Below are 19,764 nucleotides of genomic sequence, written 5' to 3'. Positions count from 1 at the left end.
CCATCTCCTGAGCAGGAATCAACTAATCATCAATTGGGCCCAAATTCAGTTAATTGGAAGCTCTTGCAGCTCTACTTGCAAGATGGCAACTAATCACTTAATCTTATTGAGAAAGTCTCTCAGTTTACTCAGCCTGTTTTTGATTTTGTCGCTCCTTGTGGTCGCCGTCAATTCTTGTAAATCCTTTGAGGAGATGAAGAGTATGGTAAAGTCATCTTCACGACTCGGAGAGAAGGCGCAATCTTCTCAAAAAATTATGGCGCGCTCGCAAATGCTACTGCCTATAGGATTCGCGCTATGTTTGCTGATTCTCTTCGGGTGTTTGATGACGAGTATTACCTTCGGAGCAGCAAAGATTCATCCAAGTACCGTTTTCTCCGCCTTGACAGCATTTGATGGTTTGACAAACATCTGATTATCCGCACGGTGAGAGTTCCTCGATCGCTAATTGCACTAATGGTCAGAGCAGCATTAGCAGTTGCCGGAACAATCCTACAAGGACTGACTCACAATCCTCTGGCTGCACCTGATATTTTGGGCGTCAATAGCAGTGCAGCGTTTGACATGGTGATGATTTTAACGTGAGTTCGACGAGAGCAAAGTAGCGCAAAAAGAAAGCTGAGACTACGGTTGAAAGAAGTAACAACAATTCTTTCGAGCCTCAGCTTATGGAACCCATCGTATCGCGCCTCGACGTGACTGCTTTATTCTGCGACGTGGACGATTTCTGTCAAACGTTTGAGTGGGCATGGGCACATCAACCGCAACTTCCAGCAATGCCTGGAGAAAAACGCTGTCGCTCGCGCTTGCGTTTGAGTGAAGTGATGACCATTGTGATTGCCTTTCATGCTTCTGGGGCAAGAACGTTCAAAGATTTCTATACCCTGACGGTGCTGCCACATTGGCGCAAGGCGTTTCCGAATCTGGTCAGCTACAGTCGATTTGTGGAACTGATGCCGTGGTGTCTGATGCTGTTGTGCTGCTTCCTGATGACCCGACGCAGCAGAATGACTGGGATTTCCTTTGTCGATTCCACTCCAATTGAAGTGTGCCATCCAGCGCGTGCTCACAGCCACAAGCTGTTCAAACATCAGGTTGGTTGGGGCAAAAGCTCAACGGGTTGGAAGTTTGGCTTCAAATTGCATCTGATCATCAACGAACACGGAGAACTGCTAGCGTTCAAGCTCACCTCGGCGAACACTGACGACCGTGCTCCGGTGCCGGAAATGACCCAAGATCTCTTCGGCAAGCTATTTGGAGATCGCGGCTACATCTCACAGACGCTGTTTGAAGAACTGTACGAGCGCGGCTTGCACCTGATCACCAAACGCAAGCGCAACATGAAGCAGAAGCTCGTCAAGCTGATTGACAAGATTCTGCTGAGAAAGCGCTCGCTGATTGAGTCAGTCAACGACCAACTCAAGAACATTTGTCAGATTGAGCATTCGCGTCATCGCAGTTGTTGGAATTTCCTCGTCAATCTGATAGCAGGACTGATTGCTTACACTTATCAGCCCAAGTTACCCTCGCTCGACTTGCAACCAAAAGGTCTATCTGCTTTGCCCCCTGCCATCTTTTAGCCCGTCGAACTCACGTGATTTTAGTTCTCCTGGCCGCTGTATTTCTTGCCCTGATGAGTGTTCAGCTCAATTTTCTGCTCTCGCTGATTTTTTGGACTGTCTTTTTTCATTAAGTTAGTCACTAGATGCTGTAGCAACTTAGTGAAAAAATGGAGATTGGCATGGCGTTCCAGAAAGGTGAAAATCCTCATCACCCGCTCCCCGGATCAGTACTCACGGTTGAACCGATTCGAGATAAGAAGGCGATCGACCGAATTAAAAAAATGCTCCGTGACCAGCCACGGGATCTTTGTCTGTTTGTGCTGGGTATCAATACTGCCTTCCGTGCCAATGAATTGCTCTCGCTCACGATGGGTCAGGTGCGCCTACTTCAACCCGGTGATGTGCTGCGGGTCAAGCAAAGCAAGACCGGGAAGTTTCGGAGTGTGACGGTGAATGGGGCAGTGGTTAAGGCAATCTCACAATATCTTGCAGGCTCTTCCCTTCCCGATGAGGCGTTCGTGTTTCAGGGTAAGCGCGGCTGCCTGACAGTTCCTACCGTGAGCACGATGGTGAAAACGTGGTGTCAGCATGTGGGATTGAAGGGCAAGTATGGCAGCCACAGCTTGCGTAAGACTTGGGGGTATTGGCAGCGACTAGAGCGTGGGACTGCCATTCCGCTGCTGATGGAAGCCTTTGGACATGCCACACAGCAGCAGACGTTGGCGTATCTGGGAATTCAAGCCGAGGAGATTGCTCAGATTTATGGACTGGAACTATAGCCGAATGGCATCCGATCAAGGGCAATACCTGCCACCGACAGCTTCTAAGGCTGAGAGTGGCGCTCAAGACAAGTTGAAACGCCGCTCTCATTTTGTCTATGGTCTTTACCCACGTTCAGGATTTCCGCAGATTAGTGCAACCTCAACTGAGCATTAGGTAATCAGTTGAAGTTACGCTTAGAAACCCCTTGCAGAGCTTTTCGCCGAGACTGCGCGAAGGTCATAGCGATCGAGGTTCATCACCTTGTCCCACACTGCCACAAAGTCCTGCACAAATTTCGGCTGCGAGTCCTCAGCTCCGTAGACTTCCGCGAGGGCACGCAGTTGAGAGTTTGAGCCGAAAATGAGGTCAACACGAGTAGCCGTCCACTTCTGTTCACCCGTTTTGCGATCGCTCCCCTCAAACTCGTATTCATCTTCAGAGGTCGCCTTCCATGTCGTGCCCAAGTCCAGCAGGTTCACGAAGAAGTCATGGGTTAACGTCTCCGGTCGATGGGTGAAGACGCCGTGTTTAGACCCGCCAAAGTTCGCACCTAGGACACGCAAGCCGCCTACGAGAACCGTCATCTGGGGGGCTGTCAGGGACAGCAATTGCGCCCGATCGACCAGCAGTTCCTCAAGCGATTCGCTGTGTTTGCCGCTCGTGTAGTTGCGGAACCCGTCCGCCGTCGGCTCAAGCGGGGCAAAAGACTCAACATCCGTTTTCTCCTGCAATGCATCCGTACGTCCCGGCTTAAAGGGAACCGTCACATCGTATCCAGCAGTCTTCGCCGCCTGTTCAACGCCTGCGCATCCGCCCAGAACAATCAGGTCAGCGAACGAAACCCGCTTTCCGCTAGACTGCGAGCGGTTGAACTCCTGTTGGATTCCCTCTAGGGTTTCCAGCACTGTTGCCAACTGCTCTGGCTGGTTGACTTCCCAATCTTTCTGGGGTGCGAGACGAATGCGTGCCCCGTTTGCTCCACCGCGCATGTCGGAGCAGCGGAACGTTGACGCCGACGCCCAAGCGGTCGAAACCAGTTGGGAGACAGACAGCCCTGCAGCAAGAATCTTGGCCTTGAGAGCGGCGATGTCCTGCTCATCAATCAAGTCATGATCCACGGCGGGGATGGGATCTTGCCACAAGAACTCTTCCTGGGGAACCTCCGGACCGAGATAGCGCGATCGCGGTCCCATGTCTCGGTGCGTTAGCTTGAACCACGCCTTGGCGAACTGATCTGCAAACTCATCCGGGTTATCGTGATAGCGCTGCGCAATCTGGTTGTAGATAGGGTCCATCTTCATGGCCATGTCCGCCGTGGTCATCATCGGGGCGTGCCGTTTCGACGGATCGTGCGCGTCGGGTACCGTACCCGCACCAGCGTCGCCCTTGGGTTTCCACTGCCACGCGCCAGCAGGACTCTTGGTCAGCTCCCAGTCATATTTGAACAGGGTTTCGAGATAGCTGTTGTCCCACTGTGTTGGTGTGGGAGTCCATGCGCCTTCGATCCCGCTGGTGATCGCATCGACGCCGACACCCGTGTTGAAGGCGTTCTTCCAGCCGAGACCCTGATCGATGATGGTGGCACCCCCAGGGTCAGCCCCGACGTGCGTCGCTTCACCCGCACCGTGACATTTGCCAAAGGTATGCCCGCCGGCGGTGAGTGCGACGGTCTCCTCATCGTTCATCGCCATCCGACCAAAGGTCTCGCGAATATCGCGCCCTGAACCGATCGGATCAGGCTCACCGTCTGGTCCTTCTGGGTTCACGTAGATCAGACCCATCTGAACGGCAGCGAGGGGATTCAGCAGCACTCGATCTTCTTCGTAACGCTCATTGCCAAGCCAGGCTTTCTCAGAACCCCAGTAAATGTCCTCCTCCGGCTGCCAGACATCCACCCGCCCGCCGGCAAAGCCGATTGTCTTGAAGCCCATCGACTCGAGGGCACAGTTGCCAGCGAAGATCATGAGGTCCGCCCAAGAGATTTTCTTACCGTATTTCTGCTTGATGGGCCAAAGCAACATGCGTGCTTTGTCGAGGTTGGCATTGTCGGGCCAACTGTTGAGGGGCTCAAACCGTTGGCTACCCGAGCCTGCACCGCCGCGACCATCGCCCATACGATACGTGCCGGCGCTGTGCCACGCCATTCGGATGAAGAGCGGACCATAATGGCCATAGTCGGCTGGCCACCAGTCCTGAGAGGTGGTCATCAACTCATAGATATCTGCCCTGAGGGCAGCTAAGTCGAGCGTCTTGAACTCTTCAGCATAGTTGAATTCCTCACCCATAGGATTGGATTGGGGTGAGTGCTGGTGGAGGACGCTCAGATTCAAATAATGCGGCCACCACTCTCGGTTTGTCGGCATATGGCGAACCTTAGGTTTCTGACCTCCGCCCGTAAACGGGCATCCGCTTGCGCTGCTCATAATATTTTCTGCCAAGTCTTGTAGTGTGGATTTTTGATGTACTGCAAACAAATAGCACAGCTGTAATTACTGGGATAATTGATGAAAAATATAATTGATGAGAAATATAATCAACGTTATGCTTCGAGACAATAGATTGTAATTTGAAGCAATCTGTTACATCAACAGCTCAAGAGGGCACTGTCAACTTAACCGAGTATGTTCAAATTTAAGCACAATAATCCTTGAACATTCAGCGTTGCTCAATGTTACACAGCAATTCTCAGGCAAGCGATCTCTCGCCACTCCTCAAAGCGTAGCTGTTCTCGATATCGTTTTGCACTCAGTTCGTGTTGTTTCGGGTGAAAGTGTCCTCGGATGGGTCCAAATGCTGATAGAAATCGTTGCGCTTGTCCGGCCGATTTGAATCGCCTCATTCGCCTTTCTCTAACTCGTGTGGACTGATGGGAGTTCTCCGCCCGGTTGTTCAATCCCTTGTGCTGTCGATGCTCCACACTTGGCACCACCTGTTTCTTTGCGGCTTCATAGCTTTTCAGTTTGTCGGTGACAATCACCCGTGGCACGAACCCTTGTTTCTTCAGCAGCTTACGGAAGAATCGCTTCGCTGCCTCGGTGTCTCGATGGCGTTGCAGTAGGACATCCAGCACGTTTCCTTCACCATCCACCGCCCGCCACAGATAGTATTGTTGCTTCTTAATCGTCACCACCTCATCAAGATGCCATTTGTCTGTTACATAAGGACACTTGCGTCGCACCTGATTCGCGTACTCCTGCCCGAACTTCTGACACCACTCCCGAATGGTTTCATAGGTCACTTCGACGCCGCGTTGGCTTCGCCACGCTGAAAGCGACCAACATCATTTTCTCGATGTCCCGGTAGCTCAAAGGGAAAGTGTAATAGAGCCAGACACAATAGCTAATAATTTCGCTCCCGAAAGCGATGACGGGAGTACATGGGCAAGCAGGCAACGTTGAATCAGTGCGATTATTCTACACTTCAGTTAACCTGACAGTACCGGCGGGAAATCACGTGCTTGAAAATTGCTGTGTAACATTGAGCAACGCTGAATGTTCAAGGATTGTCGTTCTTAATTTTGAACATCCCTGGTTAAGTTGACAATGCCAGAAGAACTTCCTAGGAGACTGAAGCAGTAATTCAGCCTGAGAAATCACGATCGAGAAAGCAACTCAATTAATTTATTGAAAAATAGTCTCACTAAGAGGATAGGATACATATTCCTAATAAAGCAAGAGCTTTTTTGCAAGCAAGTCTTATCAAGTTGCAGGCATAATCTCAGCAAATTGGAGAAAACCTAATGCTGACAGACCTTGCATCACTGCAAAAGAAGTGCTAACTTATCCAGACAGTAGTTATTAATGAAAATCAATCGCATTAACTTGCACCAAACAGCAAAGAAGTGTTAACTTATGTGGACAGTAGTTGTTAATGAAAATCAATCGCATTAACTTGTACCAAACAGCAAAAATTCAGCAAATTTGGAGTTCGTTTAAGTAGAGTTGTCATAACGACTATGTATTCGCGAGTGTTTGAGGATTTACTTAAACCTCGAGTACCAGAGATGGGCTCAATCCTTCCACCCTAGTCAGGCTGGTTCTATTCCTCTATCAATAGCTGGGCTAATACTAGGAAGAGTGCTTGAGCAACTCAAACTATTTCACTCTTCAAAATAAACGAATGATTTTACTAAGTCAGATCAAAGTTATGTCATTGATCTACATGTAGCTTGATGGCTAGAAAAGTATTCGCAAAGTAAATGTTTAGAGGTATCGGACAATGCAACCGATTCGTGATGTGTCTCTCTCTAATGCTCAAGACTTGATGGTGTCGCTTTCATCTTCAGCACCCAGTATCTTAGAATCCGGTTTTCAAGACGGACATGCTGCACCTGGCGCACAAAACATTACCCTACCCGGGCCGCTTTCAAAACGCTATCTCGATCGACAACAACAACGAGAATCGAACGCTAGAAGTTATCCTCGTCGGATTCATTTAGCCATTCGCGAAGCGAAAGGAATTTACATCAAGGATGTCGATGGCAATCTCTATTTTGACTGCTTAGCGGGCGCTGGCAGCTTGGCGCTTGGTCATAATCACCCTGCTGTACTGGCAGCAATGCGAGAGGCTTTAGATACCAATCTGCCCTTGCATACCCTGGATCTCACGACTCCCATCAAAGATACCTTCGTCGAAGAACTGTTTGCGAGTTTGCCAGGTGAATTTGCTCGGAAGGCGAAGATCCAGTTCTGTGGCCCCTCTGGGGCAGATGCTGTTGAAGCTGCGCTCAAACTCGTAAAAACTGCAACTGGACGGCGCAGCGTGTTGTCATTCCAAGGTGGCTATCATGGCATGACGCATGGCGCTTTAAGTCTGACCGGAAATCTGAAGGCTAAACAAGCAGTATCAGGACTAATGCCAGACGTGCATTTTCTGCCTTATCCCTATGCCTATCGCTGTCCGTTTGGGTTAGGTGGAGAGGCAGGACATCATATGAGTAGTCACTATATTGAATCACTGTTAGATGATCCAGAAAGTGGTATTGTGTCACCTGCGGCAATGATTTTAGAAATCGTGCAGGGTGAAGGTGGCGTGATTCCGGCTCCAGATGAATGGCTTCGTCAAATTCGCAGTCTGACTCGCGATCGCAATATTCCACTCATTGTTGATGAGATTCAATCTGGGTTAGGTCGGACAGGTAAGCTTTATGCCTTTGAGCATTCTGGAATCATGCCAGATGTGTTGTTATTGTCGAAAGCGATCGGGGGAAGTTTGCCCTTGTCGGTTGTGTTGTATGATGAAGCGTTAGATCAATGGGCGCCGGGCGCTCATGCTGGTACGTTCCGAGGAAATCAGCTAGCGATGGCAGCCGGAACTGCAACTTTACGGTACATCGTAGAGAATCGTCTGTCAGACCATGCTACTAAAATGGGCGATCGCTTGATGGCACACTTGCGTCAAATTCAGTCTGATTTCCCCTGCCTAGGTGAAGTGCGGGGACGAGGATTGATGGTTGGAGTTGAGATTGTAAATCCAGCGATCGCGGCGAATCGGTGCGGTAGCTATCCTGCATATTCTCAACTTGCGAGTTGCATTCAAGCTGAATGTTTGCGCCGAGGTCTAATCATCGAGATTGGAGGACGGCACAGTAGCGTGATCCGCTTTTTGCCGCCGTTAATTGTCACTGCCGAGCAGATTGACAGCATTAGTGAGATTTTCGAGCGGGGCGTAAAAGCAGCCGTAGAACAATTCCTGTAATTCAGTTTAACTATTGATACGCCTTGAGGTGTGTGGATGATCAATGCTCAATCAACCCAATTTGATGCTCACTTCCTGACCAATTCGACGAAGAGCCTAGCGGCTTATCATCAAGCGATCGTAACCGCACAGGAAGTGTTGCTGCACTATTTTGCCAATCAAACTCAAGCTTACAGCGGAGCGTCTCCCGAAGAAATTGCATCAACCTTAGCAACGGTTGATTTCTTCCCAATGTTTGGACGAGAGCTATCTCAAGTTCTAAACGATGTTGGCAAAACTGTTGTCAGCCATTCGGTTAACGTCTCTCATTCCCATTGCATGGCTCATTTGCATTGTCCGCCGCTCATTCCTGCGTTGGCATCTGAGTTGCTGATTAATGCCATGAACCAATCGATGGATTCTTGGGATCAAAGCCCAGCAGCGACTCTGTTAGAACAACAGATGGTGAATGAGTTGTGTCGCTTATTCGGTTATGGTGCAGGTGCAGATGGGATTTTTACCAGTGGGGGGACACAATCGAACTTTATGGGATTGCTGCTGGCTCGTGATCGTTATGCAAGCCAACACTTGAATTGGCAAATTCAGCAACAAGGTCTACCACCAGAAGCCAATCGCTTTCGGATTCTCTGCTCGGATGCGTCACATTTTACAATTCGGCAAGCGGCTGCTTTGTTGGGATTAGGGGAGAAATCTGTTATTCAAATCGAAACGGATGCAGAGTATCGCTTGTGTCCGATTGCACTTGAGCGCCAATTGCAACAGCTTCAGGCGGAGAAATTGTTGCCGATCGCGATTGTCGCAACGGCTGGAACAACAGATTTTGGTAGTATTGATCCACTGCTAGAATTAGCAGCTTGCGCGAAACGATATGGGCTTTGGTTCCATGTGGATGCTGCTTTTGGTGGTGCTTTGGCGCTCAGCGATCGCCATCGGCATAAGCTTGCTGGAATTGAGTTAGCAGATTCGATCACGGTAGACTTTCACAAGCTGTTTTATCAACCGATTAGCTGTGGTGCGTTTCTGCTCAAAGATCGATCGCACTTCAATTTCATCAAGGTTCACGCAGACTATCTCAACCCAGAAACAAATGCTGTTGAGGGAATTCCTGACCTCGTGACGAAATCCGTACAGACAACACGGCGGTTTGACGCCCTGAAATTGTTCGTCTCTCTGCAAGCCTTAGGACGGCAACAATTTGCAGAAATGATTGATACAACGTTGGAGTTAGCAACAGCAACAGCACAGTTGATTAGTACAGATCCAGCATTGGAATTAGCTAATCATCCCGCGATCAATGCAGTTGTGTTCCGCTACTATCCTCAGCAGAATGTTTCAGATCAAAAATCAGAAGGTTGGCATAACCGCATTAATAGCCAGATTCGAGCCATGCTGCTGCAATCTGGAGAAGCGGTGATTGCCCAAACGAAGATTCGCGATCGCGTTTATCTCAAATTTACTCTGCTCAATCCTCGCACGACCCTAGCAGACATTCGCAAAATCCTAGACTCGATTAAACAGTTAGGTCAAGTATTGGAGAGAATTTAATGACAGAAAACACACTGATTAAACCTGCAACGCGTTCTCTGACTCGTACCGATAAGCAAGTTGCTGAACAGGTTACAATTCAAAGCTTTCTAAACTGTTATCTACGGGAAATTGGAACCTGTAAAGCCATTGAAATGGTGGATTTATCTTGCTCTAAGCTCGATGCAGTTCTACTTGAAACATTCAGTCGCGAGGGCGCTCGATCGCTGATCCGCATCCCCTTAAAGCATCAATGTGTTGATTTGCTCATTGGCTTACGTTACTGGTCGCCGACTGGACGACATCTATTTTGCTTTCCAGTTTATTCTCAAACTTTAGACGGTTCTAAATTAGAGCTTGATTACGTCACGCTGGTTGCTCTGATCGCCAAAGAACTCGCTTTGATGAATGGTAGCCATGACCATCAAGCTGAACTCATGATGCGTGTCATTCAAAGCTGTAGCAATATTGAACAATTTGTTCAAGAGCGGCGACAGCAGGCTGAAATGCTTTATGCATTTCGGAGTGCATTTATTGACACCGAACAAGCCCTGATTTTTGGGCATCATTTGCATCCTACACCTAAGAGCCGACAAGGGTTTTCTGAAGAGGAATTATTCCTGTACTCACCCGAATTACAAGGGCACTTTCCGTTACATTATTTTCGAGTTCATCGATCAATTGTTCAAGAAGGTTCAGCGTTATCTCAAACGGCTACAGCGCTAATTAAGCAGGAACTTTTGTCCGATGCATCTATTAAGGATGAATTCAAAACAGCTTACTGCCAGGAAGATGAGTATGCATTGCTACCCGTCCATCCTTGGCAAGCAATTTTCTTGAAACAACAACTCGCAGTTCAGGACTTATTGCGTACCGGACTGTTGCAAGATCTGGGATCACAAGGACGTAATTATCAACCTACTTCTTCGATTCGCACGGTCTATCACCCAGAAACAGCGTTCATGCTGAAGCTATCCTTGAACATTAAAATTACGAACTCAGTTCGTACTAACTTGTACAAAGAGCTAGAACGCAGCATCGAGGTTCATCAACTTTTGTCTGGCGTGATTGGTCAAGAATTGCGCGATCGCTGCTCCAATTTCACGATCATTCGCGACCCTGCTTATATCACCTTAAAAATTGATGATCAGCCTGTAGACGGCTTCGCTACGATTCTGCGAGAAAATCCTTTCCCAGCCAGCTCTGAGGCTGATGCAACTTGTCTCATTGCTTTGTGCCAAGATTCTATTTCAGGCGAAGGGTCTCGGCTGTCTGAGATTATCCACCAGTTGGCGCAGCGCGAAGGGCGTTCCACTGATGCAGTGAGTTTAGACTGGTTCCGTCGCTATCTGAAGATATCTCTAGAGCCAATCTTATGGCTCTACTTTACCCACGGCATTGGAATCGAAGCCCATCAGCAAAACAGCGTATTGCAATTGCAAGATGGTTACCCTCACCACTTCTTTTACCGAGACAACCAAGGGTATTACTACCGAAAATCGTTTCATTCGCACCTCAATCAACTGCTTCCTGGAATTAGCGAGAAAAGCCAAACGATTTGCGATGATGCAGTGATTGATGAACGGCTAGGGTATTACCTATTCATTAATAATCTGTTTGGGCTGATTAATGCATTCGGTGTTGCCAGACTGGTTGATGAGCGATCGCTACTCAGCGAATTGCGCAATGAGTTGATCAAGCAATCTACTGCGGATCAAGGGTGCTCTACGCTCTTACAAACTCTTCTGTGCCAAAAGCAGTTGCGCTGCAAAGCGAATTTACTGACAAGATTCCACAATCTAGATGAATTGGTAGGCCCTGTCTCTACACAGTCTGTCTACGTAGAAATCGACAATCCGTTGTATTCTGATGAGAGCTATGCCATCTAACACGCTGCAATACGCTTACGAAATTCACGATTCCAGCATTAATCAATCTATTGCTTTTCGTCCAGTGGAGTTGCAGCAAGATCTATCACGCATTCACTGCTGGATGAATCAACCTCACGTGGTTCCCTTTTGGAAACTGGCGTTTGATCTAGAGAGAATGCAAGCGCATTTAGAACGCGCGATCGCTGATCCACACCAAACGCTTTATATGGGTTGCCTCAACAATGTGCCCATGAGTTATTGGGAGTCCTACTGGGCTGCAGATGACGTTGTTGCTCAGTGCTATCCGGCGCAGCCTGCCGATCAGGGAATTCATTTATTAATCGGTCCACCCGAATTCCTGGGTAAAGGCTATGCACTGCCTTTGTTGCGGGCAATGGTTACGTTTCAGTTTCAACAGCCTGAAACGCAGAAAATTATTGCTGAACCGGATATTCGCAATCACAAAATGATTCATGTATTTGAACGCTGCGGTTTTGAATTTCAAACAGAAATTGAATTACCGGACAAACGAGCCGCGCTGATGTTTTGCGAACGGCACCGTTTCTTTGAGAGGTCGAAATAATGTCTGAACCCGTTTTTGATGTGATTGGTGTCGGAATTGGCCCCTTTAATCTAGGCTTGGCGGCACTTTTAGAGCCAGTGTCAGAAATTAATGCGCTATTCCTAGAACAAAAACCACAATTTCAATGGCATCCCGGTTTGCTGCTTGAGGGCGCGACGATTCAAGTTCCGTTTCTAGCCGATTTAGTCACTATGGCTGATCCGAGTAGCCGCTTTAGTTTTCTGAGCTATCTCAAAGCCCAATCTCGACTTTACCACTTCTACTTTCTGGAGCATTTTCACATTCTGCGGCAGGAGTACAACCATTACTGTCAGTGGGTTGCGGAACAGTTGCCAAGTTGCCGATTTGGTCAGCGAGTCGAGGCGATTTCCTGGCAGAATGACTGCTTTGGGGTTCAAGTATTCGATGTTGCTTCGCAAAAAACTCGCTCTTACTATTGCCGCAATCTAGTCTTGGGAGTCGGCAGCATTCCATCCGTGCCGTCTTGTTTGCAAAGCTTCCTATCAGATACCGTTTTTCACTCAGCCAATTTCTTGCAGCACCGCGATCGCTGCCGTGAATATGACTCCATTACGGTCATTGGTTCAGGTCAAAGCGCGGCTGAGGTGTTTTACGAGCTATTGCAGGAGCAAGAAACCTCTGGCTATCAGCTCAATTGGCACACCCGTTCTCCTGGCTTTTTCCCAATGGAATATTCCAAGCTGGGCTTAGAACATTTTTCGCCTGACTATATTCACTATTTCCATAATTTACCACCGGAGCGTCGCGACCAAGTTCTGACCCAACAGGGGTTACTTTACAAGGGAATTAGCTTTAGCACGATCGCGGATATCTACGATCTGTTGTATCAACGGTCGATCGCAGGCAATCAACCGAAGGTGCAGTTACTTTCCTCAGTGGAAGTCAAGGAAGTAGAAAAGATTGGCGATTCTTATCGGCTAGGCTATCGGCATCGGCAACAGGACGATCGCTTTTCTCATGAGACAAACTGCATCATTCTCGCAACCGGCTACCATCATGCAATTCCAAACTGTATTGAAGGGATTCGCTCTTTGATTGAATGGGATGAGCAAGAGCGCTACAGCGTCAAGCTGGACTATCGACTTGAACTGACTCAGGATATTCCCAATCAGATCTTTGTTCAGAATAGTGAATTGCATACGCATGGAGTTGGCGCACCGGATTTGGGGTTAGGCGCTTACCGAAATTCTGTGATCATCAACACCCTTGCGGGTAAAACAGTCTATCCTACTCATAGCCGCAATGTCTTTCAACAGTTTGGGATCGCAGCATGAAACAGCGATCGCAAATTGTATCGAGTGTCCTGTTTCTCTGCGTGTTTTTAGCAATATTCAATGAGGTATTGCTTTCACCGTTTTATCCTCAGTTTTTTCGCAAGGTTTTTGAGATTGAGGACATTGCCTATACCGGATACTACATCTTTATTTGCCGTTTAACGGTAGTGGTCTGTTCTCCGCTTTGGGGAGTTCTTGCGCGGCGATTTGAAGTCAAACATCTGCTCTATATCGGTCAGCTTGGAACTGCGATCATGACTGCGTTCATGGGAACTTCCACAACGGCGGATCAGTTCCTCATCTACACAGTTTTGCTGCTCGCTTGCAAAAGTAGCTATTTACTGGTGTATCCTTTGATTATTCAACTGGCAGGTGAAGCTAAACGAGCAGCAGTTGCAGGCACCTATCAAGCTGTCTTTCATGGGGCGATCATTGCAGCGACGATCGCTGGGGCTTGGATGGTTGATTTGGAAGCTCCGTTGTTTTTGTTTTACTGGATTGCAGCGGCAGACATTTTGCAGCTCGGTCTCTGCCTGTATTGCTTACGAGGAGTTTCCACGCAACGTCCGGACATCCAGGAAGCTAGCCAGCCTTCAACAAGCGGGAATCAAACGGGCTTTATTCTTGCGATCGGCAGTGCGATTCTCACTTTCCAACTTGCCAATAATCTCGTACGTCCTTATTTCACAGAATATGTCATCGCCGCGCCCTTTAGCCTGAATCTACTATCGAGTAGTCTGCTCTTTCTAATTCCCAGTGTGACCGCAGTTGTTGCTTTACCGTACATTCGCTCTGCTTGCATTCCAAAACGCCTGCCTTCTATCTATTTAGTTGGCTTGTGTCTTCTATCTGTCAGCTTGTTTGTTCAAGGCTGGACACAGCAGGCTGTTGTTCTGATATTGGCTCGAATCGTCTATGGATTCTGCTTAGCAGTCACACAAGCCGCTCTAGAACTGAAGCTATTCAGCAATAGCGCTGTAAACCGGCTTCATTTTAATTACAGCCTAGCCACTTCGTTTGCCAATGTTGGAAATCTCGCAGCACCGTTAATCGCCTCCTGGCTTGTAAGTTCTTACAATTTAGCCGCTCCGCTTCTGGTTGCTGCGATCGTTTGTGTGGCTAATTTTCTATTGGTTCGATTCACAGTTTTTCGCAAATTGTCTTTGTCTTTCCAACCGTAATTTTAGGAGTTTTCACAATGAATCAGTTACAGACTTTAGAACGGGCATTGACCACACCGCATTGGCAGGCTGTCGGCAGTGCGCTTCTAGCAAAAATGCTCTCTGAATTCATGTATGAGGAAATGATTCAACCAGAACTCCTCAGCACTGGAGAAACACATCTTTATCAACTTTCTCTGCCTGAAGGGGTGGCTTACCGCTTTGAGGCTAAACCCCGGCTATTTGACAGTTATCGGGTGTTTCCAGAATCGATTCAACGACGGGAAGGGAATAGCTATGTCCCTGCTTTCAATCCCCTGCAATTCGTGATGGATTCTCATACTCAGATTGGCATGACCGCCGAAACGACAGCTCATTTGTTGAAGGAATTGAGCAATACGCTGCTTGCTGATGCTCACATTCATGCGGCAAAGGAAACTCAAGCAGTTGATCTCATCAACTTAGAGTATCCGCAAGTGGAAGGGGAGATGGAGGGACATCCCTGGATTACCTTTAACAAGGGACGCATTGGATTTGGCTATGACGACTATTTAGCCTATGCTCCCGAACAAAAACAAGAAATTCAGTTATTCTGGATTGCTGTGAAGCGAGATCGTGCTCAATTTGCTGCGGTGACTGGACTAGAGTACTCGACTCTGATTCAGGAAGAATTGGAAGGAACGCTTGCAGAATTTGAAATGCAATTAAAGTTGCGGAATTTGCAAGCTGAGGAGTACTATTTCCTCCCAGTCCACGAATGGCAGTGGAAGAATATCATCATCCCACTGTTTATCGAAGAAGTAGCGAATCACGCAATCGTTCCTTTAGGACACAGTCGCGATCGCTATTTACCTCAGCAATCGATTCGCACCTTTGCCAATGTTACGCAGCACAAGAAACGCTACGTGAAGCTGCCGCTCAGCATCCTCAATACGCTGGTCTATCGGGGATTGCCAGGGGAACGAACCATTGTTGCGCCTCAAGTAACAGAATGGGTGAAATCCATTTGCGATCGCGATGCCTTCCTCCGGGACGAATGCCGCCTGATTCTGCCTGGGGAGATCGCCAGCATTAACTATGATCACCCCTACTACACACAGCTATCCGGCGCTCCCTACCAGTACAAGGAAATGCTGGGATGTCTCTGGCGAGAAAGCGTCCTTACTTACACCGAACCGGATGAGCGTCCAATCACGCTTGCGGCATTGCTGCATGTCGATCGCAACGGTCAGACGTTTATCTCTCAACTTGTAGCACAATCAGGACTCAGCTTAGAAGTTTGGTTAGATCGATTATTCAATACAGTGCTGCCCCCGCTGTTGCACTATCTCTATCAATACGGCACTGTCTTCTCTCCTCATGGCGAAAATACAATTTTGGTGCTGAAAAATCATGCCCCCCATCGTCTTGCAATGAAAGACTTCGTTGATGATGTCAATATCAGTCGCCATCCTTTACCAGAATTGGAATCTTTACCCGAAGCATTGAAGCCGGTATTACTGACCGAGCCACCAGAAGGATTATGTCAATTTATCTTTGCTGGTTTGTTTATTTGCCATCATCGTTATCTGTCCGATTTGCTAGAGACTCATCACCATTACCCAGAACATCGGTTTTGGCTACAAGTGCGGCAAAGTATTGAAAATTATCAAAGTCGCTTTCCAGAATTGAAAGAGCGATTTGAACTGTTTAACTTGTTGGCACCTCAGTTTACGAAGCTTTGTCTGAATCGAAACCGCTTATTAACCTATGGTTACGCTGATGATGGCTCTCGTCCTCATGCAGCCGCGTTTGGAAAAGTGACCAATGCATTACATACAATCGCTGACCTCGCTGTTTCTAAGTAGGAGAACTCAATTAACCATAAAATGCTTGGAATGCCCTCTCCCGTAGAAGAGGGAGCAAGAATCCAGTTTCCCTTCTCCTGCGGGAGAAGGGGCAGTTGTGTCGCAAAAACCAGTCGTTAACTTGACAATCCCATAGCGACAGTACCCGCACATTAAGCAAGATGATGTCGGGCTGAAACTGTCGCCACTTAAACAGAGATTGGGAAGCCATTTAGATTGAAAACAGAGAAAATTGAGCTCTTCCAACCTACTATTTTTTGCGACACAACAACCCCGATTAGGTAGCGGCTGTGTAACGCGCGATTCCGAACACATGACAATTACGACAATGGTGATCGTCAGGGTAGGTATCACGAATGGTTTCAGCGATATTTGTTACGCGATCAAGGTCATCGACTAATCCAAATTGATTCAAGTCGGCAGCCGTGTAGATGGATGGAAACATGCCACAATTGACCAAGACGCTGATTGCATCGTCAGAGTCGAGAATGTCGTATCCACAGAACGCAAAACCGTCAATTGCTGCCGGAACATGAGTGGGTCGTTCGGTTAAGGCAAGAATGTTATGTCGCGAAGCATCGTATCTGATTCGGCGTTTTAGGTATTCGTAATTATGAAAGCAGTGAAGGCGGTTGTCAGCGTGGATATTGAAGTTCCAATCCTCGTCAACCAGCGTGCTAATTAGGGACGGGCAGAGCATTATGTCAGTGGAGACAATTTCCTGAATGTGGTAGAAACCTGACCATTTGATGTAGCTTGACCATGCATCGCCACAGCTTGGATCGAATTTCTGACAGGCTACGAATACAGGAATCATGATTTGGACTCCGCTTCAGATTGCAAACTTGCTCAACGACGAATTAATACGACCCGTTTGATTTGTGAAGGTTTATTGCTTCAGTGTACAGTGCTCAATTAAAGGTTCTGTTGCAAAGACTTTAAAGTGACAAACGACTGGTCTCGTTCGTATTGTTTTAGGCAATCACTCCAAACAGTTCATTGATAAATCTTGCTTGAGATACACTATTCCCTTGGTTGATTCCGCTCACTTGTCCTTTACGCATCATCGCCATTGCCTCAATTTCTCGTAGCGTTCTTCTTGCTGTGTTGAACGACTGAAATCCTATCATCGGCTTCATAATCCGTTTGATGTTGCGGTGGTCTTGCTCAATGACGTTGTTCAAATATTTGCTTTGCCGTAATTCGGTCTCGGCTTTTAACGTTTTATCTTCCTGCAATTCATCCATCGCCACGGGATAGGCATCATTCTTATCGACGGTAATCACTCGGGGCGTTTGAGTGTGCTTCACTTTCAACACTTTACGAAAAAATCGTGCCGCCGCTTTTCCGTCTCGCTTCGCTCTCAGCATGAAGTCCAACGTGTTGCCCTCCGAGTCTACCGCTCGATACAGGTATTTCCACTCCCCTTTCACTTTGATGTAAGTTTCATCGACTTTCCACGAATCATTAGTGGGATTGAGAAAGCGACGAATGCGTTTGTCGAGTTCTGGGGCAAACTTCAAAACGAGCGCGATTGATTGTGGAATGATCCACGGCAACTCCTCGTTCTGCCATCATCTCCTCTAAATCTCGGTAGCTCAGGGAATAACGACAATACCAGCGCAAGTTCAGCAGGATGATTTCAGGCAGAAAGTGATGCCATTTGAACAGGGAATCAGTCGCCATTTAAAGAGAAACTAGAGAAAATTGAGCCTCCCTACCCTACCATTTTTGCGACCCAACCAACAGGCGAGTAAAACCATTCTGCTCTGGCGAAATCTTAGAGATGTCTGAAAAAAATCGCCGCGCAGTTGATTTCCATCGCAGCGATCGGGGTGTTAGTTGGTTGGGCTGTAACAGGTTTCTTCCTTTCTGGTTAAACAAAGCTGATTCTGACCCAAATCGGTTTTTAATCTGACTTGATACTTTGTGCTTTCAGCAGGCACCGTTTTTGTGTAATTGTTTGCACGATCGCAGGAGAAGTCGCGAGTAAAACGTCCGGGAGACCATTTAATCGTCATCGTACTGCCATTCAAGCTGACTTTTCCTTTGCGGGATTGGAACACCTGCTGGTTGCAACCACCGCTCATGATGTTCATAATTCCTGTGTATTCAACCGTGCCATTGGGCTTGAATTGGTACGTAAATCGTGAGGCGTTTCCTCCTAGGTATGCGCCCCCCTGAGTGTAAGTGCTGCTCCCGGTTTGCGCCCATACCCATTTTCCGACGATCGAGGAGATGCCCCCAACGCCGCTCGATGAGTCGTCTGATTGGCTTGCTGTGTTATTGGAACTGGCAGCTTCATACACTGACAAGAGAAGTTTGGCTTCCGCATCGTTGGGTAACTGCCGCAATTGCTCGACAAATCCTTTGTTAAATCTTTGTCGAATCCGGTTCTGTTCTGCTTCAGGCTCCGTAATCGCTTCTCTGTAGTTCGCGATGACATCATCAATGCCTTTTTTAGTGCCTACCGGATCATTTTCAAACTCATTTGATTTAATTGAATAATATTCATCGCGCTGTTCAGTTGTAAATTTGGCTCCAAATGCCCATTCAAAGAAAGCAATCACCTGATTAACATCTGAGCGGTTGAGCGCTTTGTTTTCAGCCGTTAGGAAAACACTGGGTTCAGCAGAATGGGCAGCAATATTGACCATTGGTACGTTGATTGATGCGACTGATAGAAGTAGCAAAGGTAAAGATTTAAATTTGTTCATCATGGTGAATGTTACTGGTGATGGGTTTAGAGTCGGATTGCACTTCCAAACTGAGTTGGATTTTATCGGCAGATCGAGGAGAACTAGGGGAACCGTGAAATTTGTTGCATTGTGTTATGCCTCTTGGAGGCATGGAGCGAACCATTTTACAATTCCGTTAGTGTATGATTTTGGGTTTGCCGATGCGAGTTTTGATTGTTGAAGATGATTCTGCGATCGCAGATGTGGTCGCTCGATCGCTCAAGGAACAACACTATGCAGTGGATATTGCGGAAGATGGCGCGATCGGCTGGGAATCGGCTGAATGTACTGCTTATGACTTGATTTTGCTCGATGTAGATTTGCCCAAGCTCGACGGAATTTCGCTGTGTCAACGGCTCCGCGATCGTCGATGTGCAACCCCGATTTTGTTGATGACCGGACTGATGCTGGCGCGGATGGGATTTCGCCCGATTCTGCTGGAGCGGGGGAAACAAGTCCGAGATCGCACGGCAGATACATTTGGCTTTTGGAAAAAGAGAGCTGACTTTAATCCAGAATCAAATGCCCAGTTTGGCGAAGGCGGAGCAGGAACGTTCTCCGATGGCAAACTCTACAGCCAAGTTCGCGATCCGCAACACTATGGGCGGAAAGGGCACTATCAACTTAACCGGAAGTATTTAAATTTAAGCACTGTAACTCCCTTAATCGTCAGTCTCGCTCAAGTTTATGCAGCATCTTTCACACACGTAATCTCCCGCCAATCT

13 protein-coding genes and 4 pseudogenes are annotated in these 19,764 nt (G+C 47.7%); 12 read left to right on the top strand and 5 right to left on the bottom strand.

Annotated features, from left to right (window positions below; all coding sequences use genetic code 11):
• Positions 1–271: 271 nt before the first annotated feature.
• The 4 genes and pseudogenes from H6F51_03725 to H6F51_03710 all read left to right on the top strand — a co-directional run bounded on the left by H6F51_03725 (position 272) and on the right by H6F51_03710 (position 2,498).
• Positions 272–585: pseudogene (locus H6F51_03725) on the top strand (iron chelate uptake ABC transporter family permease subunit).
• Between the two features lie 83 nt (positions 586–668).
• A complete protein-coding gene (locus tag H6F51_03720; protein ID MBD1821609.1) occupies positions 669–1,580 on the top strand; it encodes an IS982 family transposase in 912 nt (303 codons plus the stop codon).
• Positions 1,581–1,741: 161 nt separating this feature from the next.
• Entirely contained in the window at positions 1,742–2,341 is a 600-nt protein-coding gene (locus tag H6F51_03715) for a tyrosine-type recombinase/integrase (GenBank protein ID MBD1821608.1), read from the top strand.
• Positions 2,325–2,498: a hypothetical protein gene (locus tag H6F51_03710; protein MBD1821607.1), complete on the top strand. Its 174-nt coding sequence runs from the start codon at positions 2,325–2,327 to the stop codon at positions 2,496–2,498. Before H6F51_03715 ends, H6F51_03710 begins: the two co-directional genes overlap by 17 nt.
• A 20-nt stretch (positions 2,499–2,518) precedes the next feature.
• Here the strand turns inward: H6F51_03710 and katG are convergent, their stop codons facing one another.
• Together katG and H6F51_03700 are read right to left on the bottom strand one after the other, a co-directional pair.
• On the bottom strand, positions 2,519–4,747 hold the full coding sequence (gene katG, locus H6F51_03705; protein ID MBD1821606.1) for a catalase/peroxidase HPI: 2,229 nt from the start codon (positions 4,745–4,747) through the stop codon (positions 2,519–2,521).
• 248 nt (positions 4,748–4,995) lie between these two features.
• A pseudogene (locus H6F51_03700) lies at positions 4,996–5,716 on the bottom strand (IS6 family transposase).
• Positions 5,717–6,587: 871 nt separating this feature from the next.
• On the opposite strand from H6F51_03700, the gene H6F51_03695 reads away from it, so the two are divergent.
• The 7 genes from H6F51_03695 to H6F51_03665 are packed head-to-tail and all read left to right on the top strand — an operon-like array spanning position 6,588 to position 16,301.
• Positions 6,588–8,021 carry an aspartate aminotransferase family protein gene (locus H6F51_03695; protein MBD1821605.1) on the top strand — a complete coding sequence of 478 codons (1,434 nt, stop codon included), beginning with the start codon at positions 6,588–6,590 and terminating at the stop codon, positions 8,019–8,021.
• Between the two features lie 36 nt (positions 8,022–8,057).
• On the top strand, positions 8,058–9,566 hold the full coding sequence (locus H6F51_03690; protein MBD1821604.1) for an aspartate aminotransferase family protein: 1,509 nt from the start codon (positions 8,058–8,060) through the stop codon (positions 9,564–9,566).
• Positions 9,566–11,434 carry an IucA/IucC family siderophore biosynthesis protein gene (locus H6F51_03685; protein ID MBD1821603.1) on the top strand — a complete coding sequence of 623 codons (1,869 nt, stop codon included), beginning with the start codon at positions 9,566–9,568 and terminating at the stop codon, positions 11,432–11,434. The genes H6F51_03690 and H6F51_03685 overlap by 1 nt, the downstream gene beginning before the upstream one ends.
• A complete protein-coding gene (locus H6F51_03680; protein MBD1821602.1) occupies positions 11,424–11,999 on the top strand; it encodes an acetyltransferase in 576 nt (191 codons plus the stop codon). Before H6F51_03685 ends, H6F51_03680 begins: the two co-directional genes overlap by 11 nt.
• The gene (locus H6F51_03675; GenBank protein ID MBD1821601.1) at positions 11,999–13,294 is read left to right on the top strand and encodes a lysine N(6)-hydroxylase/L-ornithine N(5)-oxygenase family protein; all 1,296 of its coding nucleotides are present in this window, start codon (positions 11,999–12,001) and stop codon (positions 13,292–13,294) included. The genes H6F51_03680 and H6F51_03675 overlap by 1 nt, the downstream gene beginning before the upstream one ends.
• The gene (locus H6F51_03670) at positions 13,291–14,475 is read left to right on the top strand and encodes an MFS transporter (GenBank protein ID MBD1821600.1); all 1,185 of its coding nucleotides are present in this window, start codon (positions 13,291–13,293) and stop codon (positions 14,473–14,475) included. The genes H6F51_03675 and H6F51_03670 overlap by 4 nt, the downstream gene beginning before the upstream one ends.
• Positions 14,476–14,492: 17 nt before the next feature.
• Positions 14,493–16,301, top strand: a complete 1,809-nt coding sequence (locus H6F51_03665) for an IucA/IucC family siderophore biosynthesis protein (protein MBD1821599.1) — start codon at positions 14,493–14,495, stop codon at positions 16,299–16,301.
• Positions 16,302–16,578: 277 nt separating this feature from the next.
• Here H6F51_03665 and H6F51_03660 read toward each other — a convergent pair whose 3' ends face one another.
• The 3 genes and pseudogenes from H6F51_03660 to H6F51_03650 form a co-directional block, all read right to left on the bottom strand.
• Positions 16,579–17,118, bottom strand: a complete 540-nt coding sequence (locus tag H6F51_03660; protein MBD1821598.1) for a hypothetical protein — start codon at positions 17,116–17,118, stop codon at positions 16,579–16,581.
• Positions 17,119–17,275: 157 nt separating this feature from the next.
• A pseudogene (locus H6F51_03655) lies at positions 17,276–17,987 on the bottom strand (IS6 family transposase).
• A 152-nt stretch (positions 17,988–18,139) separates the two neighbouring features.
• The gene (locus tag H6F51_03650; protein MBD1821597.1) at positions 18,140–18,958 is read right to left on the bottom strand and encodes a hypothetical protein; all 819 of its coding nucleotides are present in this window, start codon (positions 18,956–18,958) and stop codon (positions 18,140–18,142) included.
• A gap of 224 nt (positions 18,959–19,182) precedes the next feature.
• On the opposite strand from H6F51_03650, the pseudogene H6F51_03645 reads away from it, so the two are divergent.
• Positions 19,183–19,650: pseudogene (locus H6F51_03645) on the top strand (response regulator).
• Positions 19,651–19,764 lie beyond the last annotated feature (114 nt).

Source organism: Cyanobacteria bacterium FACHB-DQ100 (assembly GCA_014695195.1).
Lineage (GTDB): Bacteria > Cyanobacteriota > Cyanobacteriia > Leptolyngbyales > Leptolyngbyaceae > Leptolyngbya.
The sequence above is the reverse complement of the archived record's forward strand: the minus strand, read 5'-3'. Positions and strand labels throughout refer to the sequence as shown.

What these genes read in the sequence shown, in the direction of transcription:
- H6F51_03720 (MBD1821609.1), top strand. Translation starts at nt 669, where the DNA reads ATGGAACCCATCGTATCGCGCCTCGACGTGACTGCTTTATTCTGCGAC.
- H6F51_03715 (MBD1821608.1), top strand. Translation starts at nt 1,742, where the DNA reads ATGGCGTTCCAGAAAGGTGAAAATCCTCATCACCCGCTCCCCGGATCA.
- H6F51_03710 (MBD1821607.1), top strand. Translation starts at nt 2,325, where the DNA reads ATGGACTGGAACTATAGCCGAATGGCATCCGATCAAGGGCAATACCTG.
- katG (MBD1821606.1), bottom strand. Translation starts at nt 4,747, where the DNA reads ATGAGCAGCGCAAGCGGATGCCCGTTTACGGGCGGAGGTCAGAAACCT.
- H6F51_03695 (MBD1821605.1), top strand. Translation starts at nt 6,588, where the DNA reads ATGGTGTCGCTTTCATCTTCAGCACCCAGTATCTTAGAATCCGGTTTT.
- H6F51_03690 (MBD1821604.1), top strand. Translation starts at nt 8,058, where the DNA reads ATGATCAATGCTCAATCAACCCAATTTGATGCTCACTTCCTGACCAAT.
- H6F51_03685 (MBD1821603.1), top strand. Translation starts at nt 9,566, where the DNA reads ATGACAGAAAACACACTGATTAAACCTGCAACGCGTTCTCTGACTCGT.
- H6F51_03680 (MBD1821602.1), top strand. Translation starts at nt 11,424, where the DNA reads ATGCCATCTAACACGCTGCAATACGCTTACGAAATTCACGATTCCAGC.
- H6F51_03675 (MBD1821601.1), top strand. Translation starts at nt 11,999, where the DNA reads ATGTCTGAACCCGTTTTTGATGTGATTGGTGTCGGAATTGGCCCCTTT.
- H6F51_03670 (MBD1821600.1), top strand. Translation starts at nt 13,291, where the DNA reads ATGAAACAGCGATCGCAAATTGTATCGAGTGTCCTGTTTCTCTGCGTG.
- H6F51_03665 (MBD1821599.1), top strand. Translation starts at nt 14,493, where the DNA reads ATGAATCAGTTACAGACTTTAGAACGGGCATTGACCACACCGCATTGG.
- H6F51_03660 (MBD1821598.1), bottom strand. Translation starts at nt 17,118, where the DNA reads ATGATTCCTGTATTCGTAGCCTGTCAGAAATTCGATCCAAGCTGTGGC.
- H6F51_03650 (MBD1821597.1), bottom strand. Translation starts at nt 18,958, where the DNA reads ATGGTCAATATTGCTGCCCATTCTGCTGAACCCAGTGTTTTCCTAACG.